General features: G+C 60.8%; 15 protein-coding genes. 12 read left to right on the top strand and 3 right to left on the bottom strand.

Annotated features, from left to right (window positions below):
* Positions 1 to 46: 46 nt before the first annotated feature.
* From BUA38_RS11375 to BUA38_RS11335, 9 genes are all read left to right on the top strand, one after another.
* Positions 47 to 1,792, top strand: coding sequence for a porin (locus BUA38_RS11375; protein ID WP_072818011.1), 1,746 nt, complete (start codon positions 47 to 49; stop codon positions 1,790 to 1,792).
* Between the two features lie 435 nt (positions 1,793 to 2,227).
* On the top strand, positions 2,228 to 3,979 hold the full coding sequence (locus BUA38_RS11370) for a porin (protein WP_072818010.1): 1,752 nt from the start codon (positions 2,228 to 2,230) through the stop codon (positions 3,977 to 3,979).
* A gap of 228 nt (positions 3,980 to 4,207) precedes the next feature.
* Positions 4,208 to 5,158, top strand: a complete 951-nt coding sequence (locus BUA38_RS11365) for a metallophosphoesterase family protein (protein ID WP_072818009.1) — start codon at positions 4,208 to 4,210, stop codon at positions 5,156 to 5,158.
* Between the two features lie 13 nt (positions 5,159 to 5,171).
* A complete protein-coding gene (locus BUA38_RS11360) occupies positions 5,172 to 5,549 on the top strand; it encodes a cupredoxin domain-containing protein (protein WP_083587545.1) in 378 nt (125 codons plus the stop codon).
* A gap of 125 nt (positions 5,550 to 5,674) precedes the next feature.
* Positions 5,675 to 6,388 carry a sigma-70 family RNA polymerase sigma factor gene (locus tag BUA38_RS11355; RefSeq protein WP_244553239.1) on the top strand — a complete coding sequence of 238 codons (714 nt, stop codon included), beginning with the start codon at positions 5,675 to 5,677 and terminating at the stop codon, positions 6,386 to 6,388.
* Between the two features lie 2 nt (positions 6,389 to 6,390).
* Positions 6,391 to 7,194, top strand: a complete 804-nt coding sequence (locus BUA38_RS11350; RefSeq protein WP_072818008.1) for an anti-sigma factor family protein — start codon at positions 6,391 to 6,393, stop codon at positions 7,192 to 7,194.
* Positions 7,195 to 7,356: 162 nt separating this feature from the next.
* Positions 7,357 to 8,697: a c-type cytochrome gene (locus BUA38_RS11345; protein WP_072818007.1), complete on the top strand. Its 1,341-nt coding sequence runs from the start codon at positions 7,357 to 7,359 to the stop codon at positions 8,695 to 8,697.
* Complete coding sequence (locus BUA38_RS11340; protein WP_072818006.1) at positions 8,694 to 9,191, top strand: (2Fe-2S)-binding protein; 498 nt, start codon at positions 8,694 to 8,696, stop codon at positions 9,189 to 9,191. The genes BUA38_RS11345 and BUA38_RS11340 overlap by 4 nt, the downstream gene beginning before the upstream one ends.
* A complete protein-coding gene (locus tag BUA38_RS11335) occupies positions 9,188 to 11,407 on the top strand; it encodes a xanthine dehydrogenase family protein molybdopterin-binding subunit (RefSeq protein WP_072818005.1) in 2,220 nt (739 codons plus the stop codon). The genes BUA38_RS11340 and BUA38_RS11335 overlap by 4 nt, the downstream gene beginning before the upstream one ends.
* Positions 11,408 to 11,589: 182 nt before the next feature.
* Here the strand turns inward: BUA38_RS11335 and BUA38_RS11330 are convergent, their stop codons facing one another.
* From BUA38_RS11330 to BUA38_RS11320, 3 genes are all read right to left on the bottom strand, one after another.
* Positions 11,590 to 12,222: an HAD-IA family hydrolase gene (locus BUA38_RS11330; protein WP_072818004.1), complete on the bottom strand. Its 633-nt coding sequence runs from the start codon at positions 12,220 to 12,222 to the stop codon at positions 11,590 to 11,592.
* A 162-nt stretch (positions 12,223 to 12,384) separates the two neighbouring features.
* Positions 12,385 to 13,311 (bottom strand): response regulator transcription factor, encoded by a 927-nt coding sequence (locus BUA38_RS11325; RefSeq protein WP_072818003.1) that lies wholly within the window; start codon positions 13,309 to 13,311, stop codon positions 12,385 to 12,387.
* Entirely contained in the window at positions 13,301 to 16,672 is a 3,372-nt protein-coding gene (locus BUA38_RS11320; RefSeq protein ID WP_072818002.1) for a hybrid sensor histidine kinase/response regulator, read from the bottom strand. Before BUA38_RS11320 ends, BUA38_RS11325 begins: the two co-directional genes overlap by 11 nt.
* 195 nt (positions 16,673 to 16,867) lie before the next feature.
* Between BUA38_RS11320 and urtA the strand changes: the two genes are divergently transcribed.
* The 3 genes from urtA (at position 16,868) to urtC (ending at position 20,363) form a co-directional block, all read left to right on the top strand.
* On the top strand, positions 16,868 to 18,127 hold the full coding sequence (urtA, locus tag BUA38_RS11315; protein WP_072818001.1) for an urea ABC transporter substrate-binding protein: 1,260 nt from the start codon (positions 16,868 to 16,870) through the stop codon (positions 18,125 to 18,127).
* A 150-nt stretch (positions 18,128 to 18,277) separates the two neighbouring features.
* Positions 18,278 to 19,204: an urea ABC transporter permease subunit UrtB gene (gene urtB / locus BUA38_RS11310; RefSeq protein ID WP_072818000.1), complete on the top strand. Its 927-nt coding sequence runs from the start codon at positions 18,278 to 18,280 to the stop codon at positions 19,202 to 19,204.
* 16 nt (positions 19,205 to 19,220) lie between these two features.
* On the top strand, positions 19,221 to 20,363 hold the full coding sequence (gene urtC, locus BUA38_RS11305; RefSeq protein WP_072817999.1) for an urea ABC transporter permease subunit UrtC: 1,143 nt from the start codon (positions 19,221 to 19,223) through the stop codon (positions 20,361 to 20,363).
* Positions 20,364 to 20,366 lie beyond the last annotated feature (3 nt).

The raw sequence follows: 20,366 nt of genomic DNA, 5'->3' as shown, positions 1-20,366 counted from the left end.
CAGTTCGCGGCGATGGTTGTTGCCGCGCCTATTTTGGGGGATTTACGTGAAGAGGACTTTCATCACAGCAGCGGCCATCCTGGCTTTCGCAGCGCCTGCGGCTCACGCCGACGAGCTGACGGACGTCCAGGCGCAGGCCAAGCAACTTCGTGAACAGATGACCAAGCGTCTTGCTGATCTCGAAAAGCGGCAAAAGGCGCTGGAGGCGCAACAGAAAGCCGTGCCTACCATCAGTCCGGTGGACGCGATGGCTGCCGATCTGCCCTACAAGGCGGCGGTCAAGGCCAAGCCGGTCGAGAACGACGACATCTGCGTCAAGGGCATCTGCGTTTACGGCAACTTCGATATGGGCTTCGCGTCGCAGACGCATGGCGCTCCGTACAGCGCGTTTGCCGGCGGTCCGCTGGACTACGCGATCCAGAAGAACTCGAGCGGCTCGTATTCCGGCGTCGCGGCCAACCTGATGAGCACCTCGTTCATCGGTCTGCGCGGCAAGCAGGAGATCGGCGACAATCTGTACGCCGTGTTCAACTTGCAGACCTTGTTCAACCCCGCCAGCGGCATGAACGCCAACGGCACCGGCTCGCTCGTCCAGAACAACGGCCTGGGCGGCGCTACGACGATCGGCACCCTGACGAACGCCTATGGCGACTCGTCGAAGGGCGGTCAGTTGTTCAACAACGCGGCTTACTTCGGTATCAGTTCGCCGACCTACGGCACCTTCACCATGGGCCGTCAGTCGTCCCTGACCTCGGACCTCGTCGTCAACTATGACGCGCTGTCGGGTTCGAATGCCTGGTCGCTGATCACCTATGAAGGTGCAACCGGCGGCGGTGGCGTGACCGAAAACCGAATTCTCGATAACTCGTATGAGTATCGCCTGAACGTCGGCCCGGTGCGCTTGGCGGCGGAAGCTCAGCTGCGCAACGGCGGCAACAGCGCAACCGGCAATGCTTTCCTGGGCGATGTCGGCTTCGACTACATGGGCTTCTCGATGGACGTCGTTGGCGGCAAGGTCTACGACGCCCTTTCCGTCGGTGCGCCCTTGAGCTCGAGCCAGGTCGGTGCCCTTACGACTTCGCAGTCCACCGGCACCAACCCGATCACCGGCACCGCCATCACCTGCTCGCTCGGCTGCATGAGCGGCACGATCTCCGACGACACGATCTTCCAGATCGCCGCTCGCTACACGATCGGCCCCTGGAAGTTCTACGGCGGATACGAACATCTCTGGTTCGACAATCCGAACAATCCGCTCTCGCCCGGCGCTTTCGCGCAAGGCGGCTATAACCTCGCCTACGTGAACAACAACAACTACCTGAGCACCCGTAATCAGGATGCGTTCTGGGTGGGCGTGAAGTATGCGATCACGCCGGCGTTGGACATCATCGGTTCGTACTACGGCATCCGGCAGCACTTCTTCCAGCAGGGTGCATCTCCCGGCACGGCGGTATTCGCCAACACGCCCGGTGGTGCTGCGAACTTGGGTAGCGTTGCTGCTCAGCAGGCCGCTTGCGCCGCCAACAGTGCGTCGCAGTCGAACTGCAACGGCGGCGAAGACATGGTCAGCCTCGTCGTCGATTGGCGCTTTGCCCGTCACGTCGACGTGTTCGCCGGCGTCGCCTACTCGCAGCGAAACGGTGGCCTGGCCAACGGCTTCGCGACCTCCAACAACAACGGCCTCGCCACGACCACCACGGGAACGACTGTCGGTGTCTCGGGCATCTGCGCCACCTGCGCCACCACGGTCTCTTCGTGGAACCCGGGCGTTGGTCTCCGCTACCAGTTCTGATGGAGGCGTAACGACACAGACGGAGATATCTAGGTTGAATCAAAGGCTTAAGATGTCTCCGTCTCCCACCAGTCAATCGGCTCTCGCAAATGGGTCGGCCGATTCTCTGGCCTGAAAACCACCGAAGGCGGCTCCGAGGAATCGGAGCCCGCTTTCAACCTCAAAAAGTCTCGAAAGGAAACAATCAATAGTTGTAATAGGACCACAGCTTTACTTTAGATAAACAACCCAGTGTGTCATAGCGGCAACAGGGCCAACTCCTTTGAAAGGCGATCCTTTCAAAAGATGGCTTCGTGGCCGGCTGTGGCGTTTGGGTTACAGTATTTCTTTGCCCCCTGACGCAGAGTGTCTGCCTAAGGAGTCCTCATCCGAGGCTCCGTAACCAGGCAGCTCGCGGCGTATGGTTGTTGCCGCGTCTATTGTGGGGGACCTTACGTGAAAAGGACTTTTATCTCAGCAGCGGCCATCCTGGCTTTCGCAGCGACCGCGGCTCACGCCGACGAGCTGACCGATATCCAGGCCCAGGCCAAGCAACTGCGTGAACAGAATGCGGCGATGACCAAGCGTCTCGCCGACATCGAAAAGCGTCAGAAGGCGCTCGAAGCTCAGAAGTCTGCCGTGCCGACCATCAGCCCGGTCGACGCGATGGCCGCCGACCTGCCCTACAAGGCCGCGGTCAAGGCCAGGCCGGTCGAGAACGACGACATCTGCATCAAGGGCGTCTGCGTTTACGGCAACTTCGATATGGGCGTCGCCTACTTCCAGCATGGCAACGCATTCTCGCCGTTGGCCGGCTTCCCGCAGAACGCTCCGATGGAAAAGGCGGGGAACGGTGCGCAGTTCGGTGCTACTCCGAACATGCTGAGCACCTCGTTCATCGGTCTGCGCGGCAAGCAGGAGATCGGCGACAATCTGTACGCCGTGTTCAACTTGCAGACCCTGTTCAACCCGGCGAGCGGCGCGAACGCCAACGGCATCGGCGCGATCGTGCAGAACAACGGCCTCGGCAATGCCAACACACTGGGCACCGCGAACGCCTACGGCGACTCGTCGAAGGCCGGCCAGATGTTCAACAACGCGGCCTACTTCGGTATCAGTTCGCCGACCTACGGTACCCTCACCATGGGCCGTCAGTCGGCTCTGAGCTCGGACCTCGTCGTCAACTATGACGCGCTGTCCGGTTCGAACATGTGGTCGCTGATCACCAACGAAGGTGCGACCGGCGGCGCTGGCAACACCGAAAACCGTATCTTCAACAACTCCTTTGAATATCGTCTGAACATCGGCCCGGTGCGGTTGGCGGCTTTGACGCAGCTCCGCGACGGCAACAACAGCAGTATCGGCAACGCCTTCCAGGGCAACATCGGCTTCGACTATATGGGCCTGTCGATGGACGCTGTCGGCGGCAAGATCTTCCAGTCCGTGTCGTTCTCGGGTGGTCCTCTGAGCACGGCGCAGGTGAACGCGATTGCCGCCAACCAGCTGGGTACTTTGGGTCCTGCTGGCTTCGCGGGCACGGGAACCATCGCCTGCAACCTGGGCTGCTTGCCGGGTACCGTCTCCGACAACACCAACTTCCAGATCGCCGCTCGTTACACGATCGGCCCCTGGAAATTCTATGGTGGCTACGAGTTCATCAACAAGTCCAACCCGGATAATCCGTTGACCGCGGGTGCCAACGTCCTCGGTGGCTATGCGCTCGGCTTCGCCAACAACAACAACTACGTGACGGACGGCCACTTCGACGTCTTCTGGGCAGGCGTGAAGTATTCGATCACACCCGCGCTCGATATCGCTGCCTCTTACTACGGCTTCCGTCAGCACTTCTTCACGCAGGGTGCTGCTGCGGGTACCGGTGCTGGTACGCTGTTCGCCAACACTCCGGGCGGCGCTCTTGCCAACAACGGCGGCTTTGGTGCGACCACAGCCGGCCAACAGGCCGCTTGCGCTGCCAACAGCGCCATCGCGACCAACTGCGCCGGCGGCGAAGACATGTTCGGCATCGCCCTCGATTGGCGGTTCGCCCGTCACGTCGACTTCTACGCCGGCGTTGCCTACTCGCAGCGCAATGGCGGTCTGGCCGCTGCCTTCGTTCAGTCCAACCAGAACGGCACTCTGACTGGTACCAACGTCAAGACCACGGTCTCGACCTTCGACCCGGGCATTGGTCTCCGCTACCAGTTCTAAGCTAGACCAGAACCAGGCTTAAGTTGTTGTGGGGGAGCGGAATTTCCGCTCCCCCATTTCGTTTGGGCGGTGGCCTTTAACCATCCCGGCCCAATCACAACCGTTTGTGAACCATCCTTGGTTCGCCGGCAGGCGGCTTCAGGAATAAAGGCCGAAATCGCTGAGTCTCTCCCGTACGCGCAATTCTGCGCATCTGGGGCCGTGCAGGCTCCATAGGGAGAATATGACATGGCTAAGAAAGGCCTGGACGATCAGGAAAAGGGACTCGGCCGCCGCGAAGTGCTGGAATGCATGGTCTGGGCGGGCACTGGCGTCCTTTGGAGCATGACGGGCGGCGTTCCTCACTCGATCGGGCTGATCGGTGAAGCCGCTGCGGCCGAACCCACCACTGGCTTTACCTTCCTTCAGATGAGCGACAGCCATATCGGCTTCGACAAGGCCGCCAATCCCGATGCGCTGGGCACGCTCCGCGAGGCCGTCGCCAAGGTCAAGGCGATGCCGACCAAGCCGTCCTTCATCATCCACACCGGCGACATCACCCATCTTTCCAAGCCCGCCGAGTTCGACAATGCCGACAAGGTTTTCAGCGAGACCGGCGTGCAGATTCACTGGGTCCCCGGCGAGCACGACATCATCGACGAAGATCGCGGCAAGGCCTATCTCGAGCGTTACGGCAAGGGTTCGAAGGGCGCCGGCTGGTATTCCTACGACGATCACGGTGTCCACTTCATCGGCCTCGTCAACGTCGTCGACCTGAAGGGCGGCGGTCTCGGCAATCTTGGCGCTGAGCAGCTCGCCTGGCTCGAAGCGGATCTGAAGGACCGTTCGAACAGCACGCCGATCGTCGTGTTCGCCCATATCCCGATGCAGATCGTCTACAAGGAATGGGGTTGGGGCACCGAGGACGGCATGAAGGCGCTCGATCTTCTGAAGCGCTTCGGCTCCGTCACCGTGCTGAACGGCCACATCCATCAGCTGGTGCAGAAGGTCGAAGGCAACATGACCTTCCACACCGCGATGTCGACGGCGTTCCCGCAGCCCGCTCCGGGTTCGGCGCCTTCGCCGGGACCGATGGTCGTTCCTGCCGATCAGCTTCGCAGCAAGCTCGGGCTTTCAACCGTCACAGTTATGCAGGGCAACAAACCGCTCGCCTTCGTCGACAAGACGCTGGCCGGCTAATTCGAGGACTTTCATGCGTAGCTTAGTAAGCCACCTGCGCCCCGCTGCGGCGCGATGCACTCCCGGTCGCGCCGTGGTCGTTGCGATGCTTTTCGGTCCGCTCGTCGGCGCGTTGCTGGCGTTTGGGGCGGTCGCGGCGGAGGAGGCCAATGCCGTTACGATCGACAACTTCACCTTCACGCCGCCGGAACTGACCGTTGCGGTCGGCACCACGGTGAAATGGGTCAATCACGACGACATTCCGCACAACGTGATCAACAAGGACAAAGTGTTCCGGTCAAAGGCGCTCGACACTGACGACTCGTATTCCTTTACGTTCGCCAGCGCCGGCACCTTCGATTATTTCTGCGGCCTGCACCCGCACATGCAGGGAAAGATCATCGTCAAGTAACGCGTCATGAGAACTCTGGTGGTCCGATTCAGACTTTCGCGTCCCTTCTCAGCGGGCACCTTTTGCGAATGTTGGAGTAATCGGACCACCAGAAAACCTGAATTTCGGCTAGCGGAGTTTTGGATTTGACCTTCGCATTCGAGACTCCTGATGGGATGGGAAGTGAAGGTCAAATCCGCTCTTCTATGGCGCACCGGACCGGTTTCCAGTGTACCGAACTTAAAAACGACATGCTAAAAGACCGGCCGGAAGGCTCAGATCGAGTGTCTGGCCAGTCGCAAATGCCGGTCTCCGTTGTGCAAAACAAGGATGATAGAAACACCTTTGACGAGATTTTCCTGCCGTATCTGCCCGAGGCCTACCGCCTCGCGCAGTGGCTTTCCGGCAATGCGTCGGACGCCGAGGACATCGTGCAGGAAGCCGCCATCCGGGCGTTTCGCGGCATAAGGGGTTTCGGGGCCGTCAATGCCCGCGCATGGTCGCTGACCATTGTACGCAATACGGCTCTGAGTTGGCTGACGAAGAACCGGTCGAGGAAAGTCACCTATATCAACGACCTTAACCCGTCGGAGCAGCAGGAGCTCGAACACGAAGGACTGCACGGAGCGAGAATAGAGACACCGGAGGAGACGGTTCTTTTAAAGGCAGATGCGGAGCGGCTTCAGAAGGCCTTGGCGCAGTTGCCGACCCAGTTTCGTGAAGTGCTGGTTTTGCGGGAAATCAATCAGATGAACTATCGCGATATTGCCGAGATTACCAATGTTCCCATCGGCACTGTCATGTCCCGTCTGTCGCGCGGAAGGCAGCTGCTGATCGCGCTTCTCGGAGATCAAGAGTAATTATGGCCGCGTCCTTGCAAGATAACGACGAGCTCAAGTTGACCGCCTATTGCGATGGCGAGCTCGATCCCGTTGCCGCAGGCGAATTCGAGCGCCGGATGGCGGCCGATGACAAGTTGCAGGCTCGATATACACGTCTGATGTCGCTGCGGAACGCGATGCAGGCGCTCCCGCAGGCCGACATGCCCTCGGACTTGCAGGCGCGCATTCAGGCCAGGTTGAATACGGAGCAGGCCGGCGTTGAGCGCGCGAACGCGGTCAGCAACGTCACCGTTCTGCGCCGCCGGAATTGGTCGTTCCAGGCGCTGGCGGCATCCGCCGTGTTCGGCGCCGTGATCTCCGGCTCCGTGCTGAAGACGATCGATCGCCTCAGTCAGGACGACACCGTCGCGAGCGAAGTGGTCGCCGGCCATATCCGCGGGCTGCTGGCGCCGCAGCCGTTCGATATTGCATCTTCCGACCGTCACACCGTCAAGCCGTGGTTCACCTCGCGGCTGCCGGAATCCCCTCAGGTGCCGGACCTCGCCGAACAGGGTTTCGCTCTGTTGGGTGGCCGGGTCGATGTGATCGATAATCGTCCGGTGGCAACGATCGTCTACAAGCATGCGGCTCACACCGTGAGCCTCACGACGTTGAAGCGGGGGCAGTCTGTGCCCGACCAGAACATCGCTGGCTACAACGTCCGAAGCTGGAGCGACGGCAACTTCACCTATGTCGCGGTGTGCGATTTGCCGAGCACTGACCTTGCGGTTTTTGAACAGGCCTTTGCCGCGGCAGCACCGGCTCCGGAAATAAAGCAGCAGTAAATAGCCAGCCGGGATCCGGTCTTGCGGTCTGAAGGGCCGCAAAACGCGGCGTTTCGAAGCCCAAAGCGCCTGTTTTCAGCCCCGGAAGGCTGGTGCGAATTTGGACGCCATCCGCCAACTTGTGCTAGCAATGCGTCCCAAAGCCACTAGAGCTTGGGACGGATGCAAAAGTCGAGAATCATCGCGGGTGCCGTGATCGTAGCGCTCATCGGCGGGGCGGTTGCCGCTTTCGCGGTTGCCTGGCGGCCTGCAATCGATCAGATCAATCCCCCCGCGCCGCAATCCTGCGATCCTGCGCTGGTCAAGCGCGGCCGCGATCTTGCCGCGATCGGCAATTGCAGCGATTGCCATACGGCGCCGGGCGGCAAAACCCTCGCCGGCGGTCTTGCGGTGCCGACGCCGTTCGGCGCGATCTACTCGTCGAACATCACGCCCGATCCGGACAGCGGCATCGGCCGCTGGTCGGAAGCAGCGTTCCAGCGTGCCATGCGCTCCGGGGTCGACCGCGGCGGGCATCATCTCTATCCAACCTTTCCGTACGACCACTTCACCAATGTGAGCGACGAAGACGATCACGCGCTCTACGCATTCCTGATGACGCGAACCGCCGTTCGCGCGCCCGCGCACGCCAACGATCTTGCGTTCCCGTTCAACCAGCGTTTAGCCGTCGCCGGCTGGAAGCTGCTGTTTCTGAAGGGCGGGACCTACAAGGCGGACAGCTCGCAAAGCGCGCAGTGGAACCGCGGCGCTTACCTGGTCGAAGGTCTCGCGCATTGTGGCGCATGCCACACGCCGCGTAACGCGCTCGGTGCGGAACGAACAAACGCATCGTTCTCCGGCGGCGATGTCGATAACTGGCACGCTTATGCGATCAATGCGCAGTCGCCGTCGCCGCTGCCGTGGACTGCTGATGCGCTGTTTCACTATCTGCGTTACGGCTGGGATTCCGATCATGGCGTGGCGCGCGGGCCGATGGCGGAAGTCACCGCCAACCTGTCATCGGTGCCAGAAAGCGATGTTCGCGCCATCGCCGTCTATATGACGAGCGTGTTTGGAACCCGGGCCAGTGCGACGCCGGCCGATCTGAAATCGTCATCTGACAAGTCCGCACCGGCCGACAATTCCGGCGCCTCGATCTATCAGGCGGCCTGTGCAACCTGCCACGAAGCCGATCGCCCGCTGCCCTATAGCGGGATCAACCTTCGTCTATCCACGGCCCTCAGCGCGCCGGATCCGCGCAACGCCGCCAACGTTATTCTGGGCGGCATCCGTCCGGTCGGCGGGGAACGCAGCCCCATCATGCCGGGTTTTGCCAACAGCATGACCGACGAGCAGATCGCGGCTCTGCTGACTTACCTTCGCGGTCGCTTCAGTGCCCAGCCCGCCTGGAGCAACGCCGAACAGATCGTCCGGGACGCAAGGCGCGCCGAAACCGTATCTCTCCAGAGCCCGTCGGCACCCAACAGCCCGCCCGCCGGCTCCACGCAGCGAGACAAGCCATGACGACATTGAAGGTCAACGGCCACGATCACGAGATCGACGCCGATCCCGATACGCCGCTGCTTTACGTGCTGCGCGACGAACTCAAGCTCAATGCCGCCAAGTTCGGCTGCGGCCTTGGTCAATGTGGCGCCTGCACTGTGATCGTCGACGGAAAGGCGGTGCTGTCCTGCGTCACGCCGCTGCTTTTGCTGAAAGGCAAGGAGGTGACGACGCTGGAAGGTCTGGGAACAGTCGAGAAGCCTGCGCCAATCCAGCGTGCCTTCATGGAAGAGCAGGCCGCGCAATGCGGCTATTGCATTGCCGGAATGATGATGCGCGCACAGGCGCTGTTGCAGCGGAATTCGAAGCCGACGGACGCGCAGATTCGCAGCGAGATGCAAACCAATCTTTGCCGCTGCGGCACGCACATGCGCATTCTTCGCGCTGTGCACCGCGCCGCGCATCTGATGGATACCGCCGAATTGACGCCTACTACGCAAGGGGGCGCGCAATGAACGGTCCCGTCAATCTCGATCGCCGTCAGGTACTGGCCGGTGGCGGCGCTTTGGTCGTCAGCTTCTCGCTGTCGGATGCTTTTGCTCAAGATCATGCCGCAGCCGCGCCAAAGCCTCCCGGCAGTCTCGCGACGTCGCCTTATCTTGATGCCTGGATTCGCATCGATGCCGACGGCATTACGATCTTCACCGGCAAGGCCGAGCTCGGCCAGGGTTTCAAGACCGCGTTCCAGCAGATCGCGGCCGAAGAGCTTGATGTTTCCTTTGCATCGCTCAAGGTCGTCACGGCCGACACGCTTCTCACCGCTGACGAGGGCTACACATCCGGCAGCCAGTCCACGCAATATAGCGGCACGGCGATTCAGAATGCCGCCGCGCAGGTGCGCGAGATTCTGGTGGCGGAAGCCGCGCGGCGGCTCAATGTGCCGATGGAAAATCTGCGGACCGAGAACGGCGCGGTGATCGCTCCGGACGGCCAGCGCCTGGGTTATGGCGATCTGGTCGCGGACAACATGCTGCATGTTCAGGCTCAGCCAAAATCGAAACTGAAGAATCCTGCGACTTATAAGGTCATGGGCCAGCCGGTGCCCCGCGTCGATATTCCGGCCAAGGTGACCGGCGGCGCAGCCTACGTTCAGGACATGCGGTTGCCCGGCATGGTGCACGCCCGCATTATCCGTCCGCCGAGCTATGGCGCGCAGTTGACGGAATGCGACACGGCGTCGGTCGAAAAGCTGCCCGGATTCGTCAAGGTTGTCCGCGATGGAAATTTCCTGGCCGTGGTTGCCCGAAAGGAATTTCAGGCGATCAAGGCCATGAGGACTTTGTCGAAAGCGGCGAAGTGGAAAGAGAAGCCCGGCCTGCCGAAGCAGGACGATCTGCTTGCTGTCCTTACCAGCCTGAAGTCGAACGATACGACGATCTTCCAGCAGAGCGACGCTTCGGTGACAGGCCAAAAGACCATTGAAGCGACCTTTACGCGCCCCTATCAAGCCCATGGCTCGATCGGGCCGTCCTGCGCCATCGCGCAATTCGCCGACGGTACGATGAAGGTATGGACGCATACCCAGGGCGTCTATCCCGACCGTCAGGGCATCGCGGAAATGTTGAAGGTGCCCCTGCCAAGCGTTCGGCTCATTCACGTCGAAGGTTCTGGATGCTACGGCCACAATGGCGCCGACGATGCTGCCGCGGACGCGGCCCTGATCGCGCGCGAGCTGCCCGGCATTCCCGTGCGCGTGCAATGGATGCGCGAGCAGGAGCACACCTGGGAGCCGTTTGGCCCAGCGATGGTGACGAAGCTGAAGGCATCGCTCGATGGCAATGGAAAGATTGTCGATTGGAATTTCGACGTCTGGACCAACACCCATTCGATGCGGCCTGGCGGCGCCGGCTCCATGCTGGCGGCCCAGCATATGGCCGAGCCTTTCGCCGTACCCGAGCCGCAGCCGATTCCGTTGCCGGCGGGCGGCGGCGACCGCAATGCTATTCCGATCTACAAGTTTCCCAACGCCAAGGTGGTGCACCGCTTCATTCCGGAGATGCCGGTGCGGGTCTCCGCGATGCGCGCGCTCGGCGCCTATCACAACATCTTCTCGATCGAGAGTTTCATGACCGAGCTTGCCGAACTCGCCGGCGTCGACCCGGTCGAGTTCAGGCTAAATCATCTGGAGGACAAGCGCGGTCGCGAGGTCATCGAGAAAGCGGCGAAGGAATTCGGCTGGCAGAAGGCGCAAAAAGCGCCTCTTGATCGCGGCTACGGCTTTGCTTTTGCGCGCTACAAGAGCCTGGCGGCCTATTGCGCCATAGCGAGCGAAGTGGAAATCAACCGCGAGACCGGCCGTCCGCGGCTGGTGCGCGCGGTGGCCGCCGTCGACAGCGGGCAAGTCGTCAATCCCGACGGGTTGATCAACCAGGTCGAGGGCGCGATCCTTCAGTCCATGAGCTGGACGCTTTATGAAGCCGTCACCTTCGACGATACGAGGATCACGAGCACGGACTGGCAGACCTATCCGATCCTGCGGTTCGACGCGGTCCCCGACAAGATCGACGTGCACATCATCAACCGTCCGGGCCTGCCGTTCCTTGGCAGCGGAGAAACCGGGCAGGGGCCGGCCGCGGCGTCGGTTGCCAATGCTATCGCCAATGCCACCGGCAAGCGCCTGCGCGATCTGCCGCTGACGCGAAAGAAGATCAAGGACGCGATCGACGCCTAGTGCGGCGAATTTGAAATTCCTATCAGTTTCGCCGCGGATTCATCACAGGAACTTCAAATTCAAGGCCGCACTAGCAACCATATTTTGCTGGAGTTCCTTTGATTCCGAAGTTCGCATGAAAGGCCGCCCAATAGCTTGCGCACTTCGGAATCGGAGCTCTAGAGCCGCGCGCATTGGCGTTTTTAGCGAAGCAGCAGGCCGGTCGCCGCTTCGAGCTCCGCGATCGCCTGCTTGGCGTCGCTCACCTTGATCGTGGTCATGCCCATCTCGCGCGCGGGCTTCAGGTTGATGCCGAGGTCGTCGAGATAAATGCAGCGCTTCGGATCGACGCCAAGCGCGTCCACCATCATGCGATAGATTTTCGGATCGGGCTTTCTCAGGCCGATCTTGGCGGATTCGATGATGTGGTCGAACAGCGCCATCACCTCAGCGATATAGAGCGTTCGCCCGCCAGCGCTGCCAATCGCATTCGCCGGAAGATTATTGGTGATGCAGCCGGTCTTGAAGCTCAACTTGATATGCCGGAGCGCCTCGACCATCTCAGGCCGCGGGTCACCGGCCAGCAGCGGTAGCACGTCCTTGCCGCGGACCTCCGCGCCCAACGCGCGGGATTCCGCGGCAAACAGCCGATCGAAGGTTTCGATGTCGACCTCGGCGCGCTCGAATCTGGCCCAGGCATTTTCCAGATGATTGGCGGCGTTGGTGCGGCGAATGATATCGGCAGGCAGGCCCCGCTCTGTCTCGAAGCGAGCGAACGCCTCAAAGGGCGAGGTCGTCAATACGCCGCCAAAATCCCATATGACTGCTTCAAACATTGTTTGACCACCATAGCGTTTTCAAGCGAAGTGGATACCGGTTCGCGTGAAGAAAACGCGTCAAAACAAGAATCTGGAGCCCGGTTCGACTCAAGAGCTCTATCAGCCGCTAACACGAGTGGCGCATCCGCGCCAGCCCGGCGAAGCGTTATGACTGGTCCTTCAGGAGTTCTTGCGGCCGGTGCTGGTGGCGATTGCAGCCGCAGCGGTGCGGTTCTCGACGCCGAGCTTGGCGTAGATCTGCTCGAGATGCTTGTCGACCGTCCGTGGGCTTAGTCCCAGGATTTGCGCGATGTCGCGGTTGGTCTTGCCTTTGCTCAGCCATGACAGGACTTCGCCCTCGCGGCTCGTCAATCCGAGCTCGCTGGAGAATTCAACCGGCGTATCGGAGCTGGAGTCCTTGGCAAGCCGCAAGAGAAACTCGTTGGGCCCGAGCTTGCCCATATATTGCAGATGAAGCTGCTCATTCTCGGGAAAGGGCGCGTTCTGGGATTTCGGCTTGGCCTTTCCCCTCTGCATTTGCGCGAGCCATTGCAGCATGGTTTCGGACAGCGCGAATTCCTCGCTGGCGCTGGAGGTGAGGTTCTCCGACAACATCTTCTGCGCTTGCGGCGTCGCCCAGACAATTTTTCCCTGTCCGTTCACCGCGAGCAAATAGCGGCCGGACGCGTCGAGCGCGGCCCGCGCGCTCTGCGTCAACCGGGCGTTGGCGAGGTGTACGCGAATGCGCGCCAGCATTTCTTCGATCACGATCGGCTTGGTGACATAGTCGACGCCGCCAGCCTCGAGACCGCCGACGATATGTTCGGTCTCGGCCAGTCCCGTCATGAAGATGACCGGAACGTTGCTGAAACCCGCGTCGCGCTTCAGCCGCCGGCAAGTCTCAAAGCCGTCCATGCCAGGCATCACCGCGTCGAGCAGGACGATGTCGGGTGTGATCTGTTCGACGATGCGCAAGGCAGCCGCGCCATCCATAGCGACCATGACGGTCATCCCCGCGCCATCGAGCGCGTCCGTCAAAAGGCGGAGCGTCTCCGGAGAGTCGTCGACGACGAGCGCTATATCGCGCTTCTTGGAGTCAGCGATCATGGCTTTGCAGCGTCTTCAGGGTTGCCATATACCGATCCAGATCGAAGCGATCGACTAGCGTGCGCATTTCCGAAACGAAGTCGCTGTGCTCGGGATGATCGGCTCCGATCTCGTCGAGCTTGACCTGGATCGCGCGAATATAGCCAAGTTGCCCCAGGGTAATAAGCTCGTCGACATGATTGGCCGGTGGCTGCAAGCCGCGGCTCGGGTCCCACGTCGCGATGGTCGCCTGCTCATCGGAATATTGCCATTCGATCTTCAGAAGCCGACGGACCAATTCCAGCAGACGCGGAATATCGATCGGCTTCATCAGGTAGCCGTCGTGGAAGGGCTGCGCCAGCGGAGCGCCATGGGCTTCCAGCGCGCTGGCCGAAACCATCAGAATGCGGGCCTGGTGGTGGCCGGTGGTGCGAAGGGTTTCCGCGACTGTCCAGCCATCCATGCCGGCCATCGAAATATCAAGCAGGAACAAATCCGGCCGGCAATGTTGCGCGAGCGCTAGACATCCTGGCCCATCGGGGGCGCTGAGCAGGATGAAGCCGAGCGGCGTCAGCACCTCGCGCAGCAGGTCGCGCTGGATCGGATCGTCGTCCGTGATCAGGACTGTCTTGCGTGCGCCATGATAGCCCGATGGTGTCGCGTCGACCGGCGCGATCTGTTTCGGGTTGGCCACTTCCGACAGCAACAGCTTGACGCGGAACGTGCTGCCGGCGCCGACGGCGCTCGCGACCTGAATGTCGCCGCCCATGACACCCGCAAGCAACCGGCTGATGGTCAACCCAAGCCCGGTTCCGGTCTGGGGTTGTGCGGCACCAAGTGCGCCGCGCTCGAAAGGCGCGAAGATGCGCTCAAGGTCGGACAGTTGAATGCCGGGGCCGGTATCGATCACCTCAAATTCGGCGACCGGGCTGCGATAGTGCACGACAAGCTGGACGCTGCCCGACTGGGTAAATTTGATCGCATTGGATAGCAGGTTGATCAGAATCTGCCGCAGCCGTTTTTCATCGGCATAGACAACGGACGGCAGCGTCGGCGCTCGTTTGAAGACGAAGTCGATGCCTTTGGCAGCGGCCTGAAGGCGGAACATGCCGACGAGTTGATCGAGAAATTCGCCGATGCGTACCTCGTCGCGCGACAAATACAGCCGCCCGGCCTCGATTTTCGAAATATCGAGGATGCCGTCGATCAGCCCGGACAGGTGGTCTGCGCTGCGGCGCACGACGCGCACCTGATCGCGCGGCTTGGTGGCGAGGCTGGCGTCCTGCTCCAGCAGTTGCGCATAGCCAGAGATTGCGTTCAGCGGCGAGCGCAGTTCATGGCTTAACCCCACGACGTACCGGCTCTTCGCCAGGTTGGCGGATTCCGCGACTTCCTTGGCGCGCTGGAGTTCGGCGTCGGTGCGTTTATGGGCGTCGATTTCCTGTATCAGCAGCGTCGTTTGCCGTCGGGTCTCTGCTTCCGCCGCGCGCCGGCTCTGCTGCGCCAGCACAAACAGCCACGCCACCACGCCGATGATGATCGAGAGCGCGAAGAAGACCTTCCAGAGTACGTCCCAAAGCAGGAGCTGATCGACATTGGTGTTTACCTCGGTCTGAAGGTAGATCAGACACAGGGTCAGGCCGACGAGTCCCGCGGAGATCGCAAACACGCCGAGATAATGCCCGACATGCGAATTGATGCGGGCATAGATCGGTTGCGGCAACAGCTTGCCGAGGCTTTCCGAGATCTGCGCCTGGATGCGGGCATGCGGCTTGCAGAGATCATGGCAGCGTGCATCCAGCGAACAGCACAGCGAGCAGATCGGCCCGGCATAGGCCGGGCAAGCGGCCATGTCTTCGGGTTCGAAGGTATGCTCGCAGATGCAGCACTTGATGGCTTCGATATTCTGCCAGCTTCGCTTCGGCTTGCGCGCAATGTAGTACTTGCCGCCGGTGGCGAAGGCGATGGCCGGCGCCGCGACGAAGGCGACCGCCAGCGCGACAAACGGTGACAGCGCCTTGGCGGTCGGCCCGAACAGGCCGTAGAAAGCGCTGATCGAGACGATGGTGGCGATCGACATCGCTCCTACGCCGACCGGGTTGATGTCGTAGAGATGCGCGCGTTTGAATTCCATGTGCTGCGGCCGCAAGCCGAGCGGTTTGTTGACGACGAGATCCGAGACGAGCGCACCGACCCAGGCAATCGCAACGTTGGAGTAGAGCGCCAGCGTGTGCTCGAGCGCCTTGTAGACGCCAATCTCCATCAACAAGAGCGCGACCAGCACGTTGAACACCAGCCAGACCACGCGGCCGGGATGGCTGTGGGTGAGCCGGGAAAAGAAATTCGACCATGCGATCGAGCCGGCATAGGCGTTGGTGACGTTGATCTTGACTTGCGACAGGATCACAAACGTTCCGGTGAGCGCCAAAGCGAGATCAGGCTGCGCCAGCACATAGCGGAAGGCCTGAAGATACATTTGCGCCGGCTCGGCCGCGTGCTCGTAGGAGACGCCGTGGTTGATGGCGAAGAAAGCGAGAAACGACCCGGCGAGCAGCTTCAGTGCGCCAACGATGATCCAGCCAGGCCCGGCGGTCATCAGCGCAATCCACCAGGATTTCTTCGACGAGCGCCGGTCGCGCGGCAGGAATCGCAAGAAGTCGACCTGTTCGCCGATCTGTGCCACCAGCGAAAAGACGACGGAAGCGGCGGTGCCGAACAACAGAAGATCGAGCTGACCGGAGTCGCTGCCGTGCTCGCCGGCGAACCTCGTCCAATCGGTAAAGGCACGTGGATTGGCGTAGGCGATCGCCGCAAAGGGAAGAATGTTCAGAATGAGCCAGAGCGGCTGCGTCCAGAGCTGAAAGCGGCTGATCAGCGTGATGCCGTGCGTGACCAACGGAATAATGACGACCGCGCTAATCAGATAACCGATCGGGCGGGGGATGCCGAAGCACATCTCCAGCGCGCTCGCTAGAATGACCGCCTCGAGGGCGAAGAAGATGAAGGTGAACGACGCGTAGATCAGCGAGGTGATCGTCGAGCCGATGTAGCCGAAGCCGGCGCCGCGCGTCAGGAGGTCAATATCGATGCCGCATTTTGCGGCATGATAGGCAATCGGCAGGCCGCAGCAGAAGATAATGACGCTGACGGTAAGGATCGCGGCCGTCGCGTTGGTGACGCCGTAATTGAGCGTAATCGTTCCGCCAATGGCTTCCAGAGCCAGGAATGAAATCGCGCCGAGCGCGGTATTGGCGACGCGGGCGGCAGACCAACGCCGGGCGCTCTTGGCGGTGAAGCGGAGCGCGTAATCTTCCAGCGTCTGGTTCGCAACCCATTGATTATATTGGCGTCTGACGCGGTCGATCCGCTGCCGGCCTGCCACCCTGAACTCCCGATCTTTACGCGGTCATTTGCAACTCGCCTGCAAGCTCGCCCTTAGTTCGACTGCAACTTGGATGCCAAAATCTACGTCGGCATTTTGCGGTGCAATATACGCGATCTTGCGTATCTGTGCACTGCACAATTCGCGCAATCCTCCCCCGGTAAGACCACGTCCTCGAACACCAATGGGGTACTCATGTCAGATGAAATCAAACGGGGCCTGAAGTCGCCATTTCGGCGCAAAATGCTCGCAGGAATGGCTGCACTTCCTGCAATTTCCCTGCTTCCGCGGTCCGCATGGGCCGACACTCCCGCCACTTCCGCGGTCAACACCACTGGCCTCGCGGTCACCGACACCGAGGTGACGGTCGGCATCCTTCATTCCGCCACCGGCACGATGGCGATTTCGGAAACCGGGTCGATCGAAGCCGAAAAGCTCGCGATCGAGCAGATCAATGCCATGGGCGGTGTGCTCGGACGCAAGATCAAATTCATTCAGGAAGACGGCGCCAGCGACTGGCCGACCTTTGCCGAGAAGGCCAAGAAACTTCTCGTCAACGACAAGGTTGCCTCGATCATGGGCTGCTGGACCTCGGCCTCGCGCAAGGCAGTGTTGCCGGTCGTCGAGCAATATAACGGCATGCTCTATTATCCGACCTTCTACGAAGGCCTCGAGCAGTCGAAGAACGTCATCTACACCGGCCAGGAAGCCACCCAGCAGATCCTGGCTGGACTTAACTGGATCGCCAAGGAAAAGGGCGCGAAATCGTTCTTCTTTGTCGGTTCGGATTACATCTGGCCGCGTACGTCGAACAAGATCGCCCGCAAGCATGTCGAGAATGTGCTCAAAGGCAAGGTTGTCGGCGAGGAATATTATCCGCTCGGCAACACCCAGTTCAATTCGGTCATCAACAAGATCAAGCTGACCAAGCCCGACGTGATCTTCACAGACGTCGTGGGCGGATCGAACGTCGCATTCTACAAGCAACTCAAGGCGGCCGGCATCGACCTGTCGAAGCAGGCGCTTCTCACGATCTCGGTGACCGAAGACGAGATCGACGGCATCGGCGGCGAGAATATTGCGGGCGCCTATGCCTGCATGAAGTATTTCGAATCCCTCGATAACCCGAACAACAAGGCCTTTGTCCCGGCATTCCAGAAGATGTGGGGCGCCAAGACCGTGATCGGCGACGTGACGCAAGCGGCCTATCTCGGCCCGTGGCTTTGGAAGTTGACGGTCGAAAAGGCCCAAAGCTTCGACGTCGACAAGATCGCGGCGGCTTCGCCGGGTGTTGAGTTCAAGGGAGCGCCGGAAGGATACGTCCGCATCCATGAAAATCATCATCTGTGGTCGAAGACGCGCGTCGGCCGGGCCAAGCTCGATGGTCAGTTCGAACTGATCTATGAGACCGCCGATCTGGTCGAGCCGGATCCGTTCCCGAAGGGCTATCAGTAAGGGTGGTCGGTGGAGCGTCGTCCTGACGCGATCGCTTCCATCTTAAGCCCCGCGGCGTGGACCACCGGTCCACGCCCACCTCCTGATCGCGCGCTTTCTCGCGAACCCCGTTCGCGAGTCCAGAACTTCCGATGACATAGGACGGCATTGATGTTCGGCGATTATTCGATTGGTGATTTGGGCTCGATCTTCGTCATGCAGGGCTTTGCGGGGCTGATCCTGTTTTCAGTCTACGTGCTGATGGCGCTCGGTCTTGCGATCATCTTCGGCCAGATGGGCGTCATCAACATGGCGCACGGCGAGTTCATGATCCTCGGCGCCTACGTCACCTGGATGACCTCAAACTTCTTTCAGTCGCATCTCCCTGGCCTGTTCAGCGGCTACTTCTTTCTCGCGATGATACTGGCCTTCCTGGCTTCCGGAGCACTCGGAATGCTGGTGGAGTGGGTGTTGATCCGGCACCTCTACAAGCGTCCGCTGGATACGCTGCTCGCCACGTGGGGATTGAGCCTCATGCTACAGCAGGCGTATCGCTCGGTCTTCGGCGCGCGAGAGGTCGGCGTCGAGTTGCCGCAATGGATGCTCGGCTCGCTGCATGTCACCGACAGCATCGAGGTGCCGATCAACGGCATTTTCGTGATGTGCCTGACCGTGCTGATTACGCTCGTGGTCGCCTACATCATGTACAAGTCGCGCTGGGGCCGGCAGGTGCGCGCGGTGGTGCAAAACCGCGTTATGGCCGGCGCGGTCGGCATCAACACCGAGAAGGTCGATCGCTATACGTTCGGGCTTGGCTGCGGCATTGCCGGCGTCGCCGGAAGCGCTTTCACCATGATCGGCTCGACCGGGCCGACCTCCGGCCAGCTCTATATCGTCGATACCTTCCTGGTCGTCGTGTTCGGCGGCGCTGCGAGCCTGCTCGGCACCATCGCATCAGCGTTCAGCATCTCACAGACGCAGTCGACGCTTGAATTCTTCATGTCCGGGTCGATGGCAAAAGTCCTGACGCTGCTTGCCGTCGTCGGAATCCTGATGATGCGGCCGCAGGGTCTGTTCGCCCTTAAGGTTCGCAAATAACAAAAAGGCTGGAGCCATGACCGAGAGTCGTTACTTCAATCGATCGGAACTCATCGGCATTCTGGTGCTCGCCGCATTTCTGGTGGTGGTCCTGCCGCTGTGCCTCGACGTCTTCAGGCTCAATCTGGTCGCGAAATATCTGACTTACGCCTTTGTGGCGCTGGGGCTGGTGATCTGCTGGGGCTATGGCGGCATTCTCAGTCTCGGGCAGGGGGTATTCTTCGGCCTCGGCGGCTATTGCATGGCGATGTTTCTCAAGCTCGAAGCATCGAGCGTCGAGAACACCAAGATTCAATCGACACCCGGCATTCCCGATTTCATGGACTGGAACCAGATCACCGAACTGCCGTTTTTCTGGAAGCCTTTCCATAGCCTCAGCCTGACCATCGCTGCCGTCATCCTGGTGCCCGGCATTTTCGCCCTGATCATCGGCGCGGCCATGTTCAAACGTCGCGTCGGCGGCACTTACTTTGCGATCATCACCCAGGCCGTCGCCGCCATCCTGACGATCCTGATCGTCGGGCAGCAGGGCTATACCGGCGGCATCAACGGCATGACCGACCTTCGCACCCTGAAGGGATGGGACATCCGGCCTGACCACGCCAAGATCGTTCTCTACTTCTTCCAGGTAGGATGCCTGTTCGTCTGTATCTTCATCGCCCAGTTCATCCGGCATTCGAAACTCGGCCGAATCCTGGTCGCGATGCGCGACAAGGAGGATCGCGTCCGCTTCTCCGGCTACAGCGTCGCCAACTTCAAGATCTTCGCCTTCTGCGTCGCCGCCGTTTTCGCCGCGGTCGGCGGCGCGATGTTCGCGCTCAATGTGGGATTTATGTCGCCGTCCTTTGTCGGCATCGTGCCGTCGATCGAAATGGTGATCTACACCGCGGTCGGTGGCCGGCTTTCAATCCTCGGCGCGGTGTACGGCACTCTCTTGGTCAATTTCGCCAAGACCAGCCTGTCGGAATCCTTTCCCGAGCTGTGGCTGTTTGGGCTCGGCGGCTTGTTCATAGCGGTGGTGCTCGCATTCCCGAACGGCCTCGCCGGCATCTGGGGCGATTACGTGCAGCCACGCATTGATCGCCTGCTGGCCGGACGGAAGAAGGGGAGCTTCGCGTTGCCCGACAATTCGGTCGCAAACGGCGCACCGGCAGAGTGAGGA

The sequence above is a fragment of the Bradyrhizobium erythrophlei genome, assembly GCF_900142985.1.
GTDB lineage: Bacteria > Pseudomonadota > Alphaproteobacteria > Rhizobiales > Xanthobacteraceae > Bradyrhizobium > Bradyrhizobium erythrophlei_B.
This window is presented reverse-complemented; position numbering and strand designations above follow the sequence as displayed.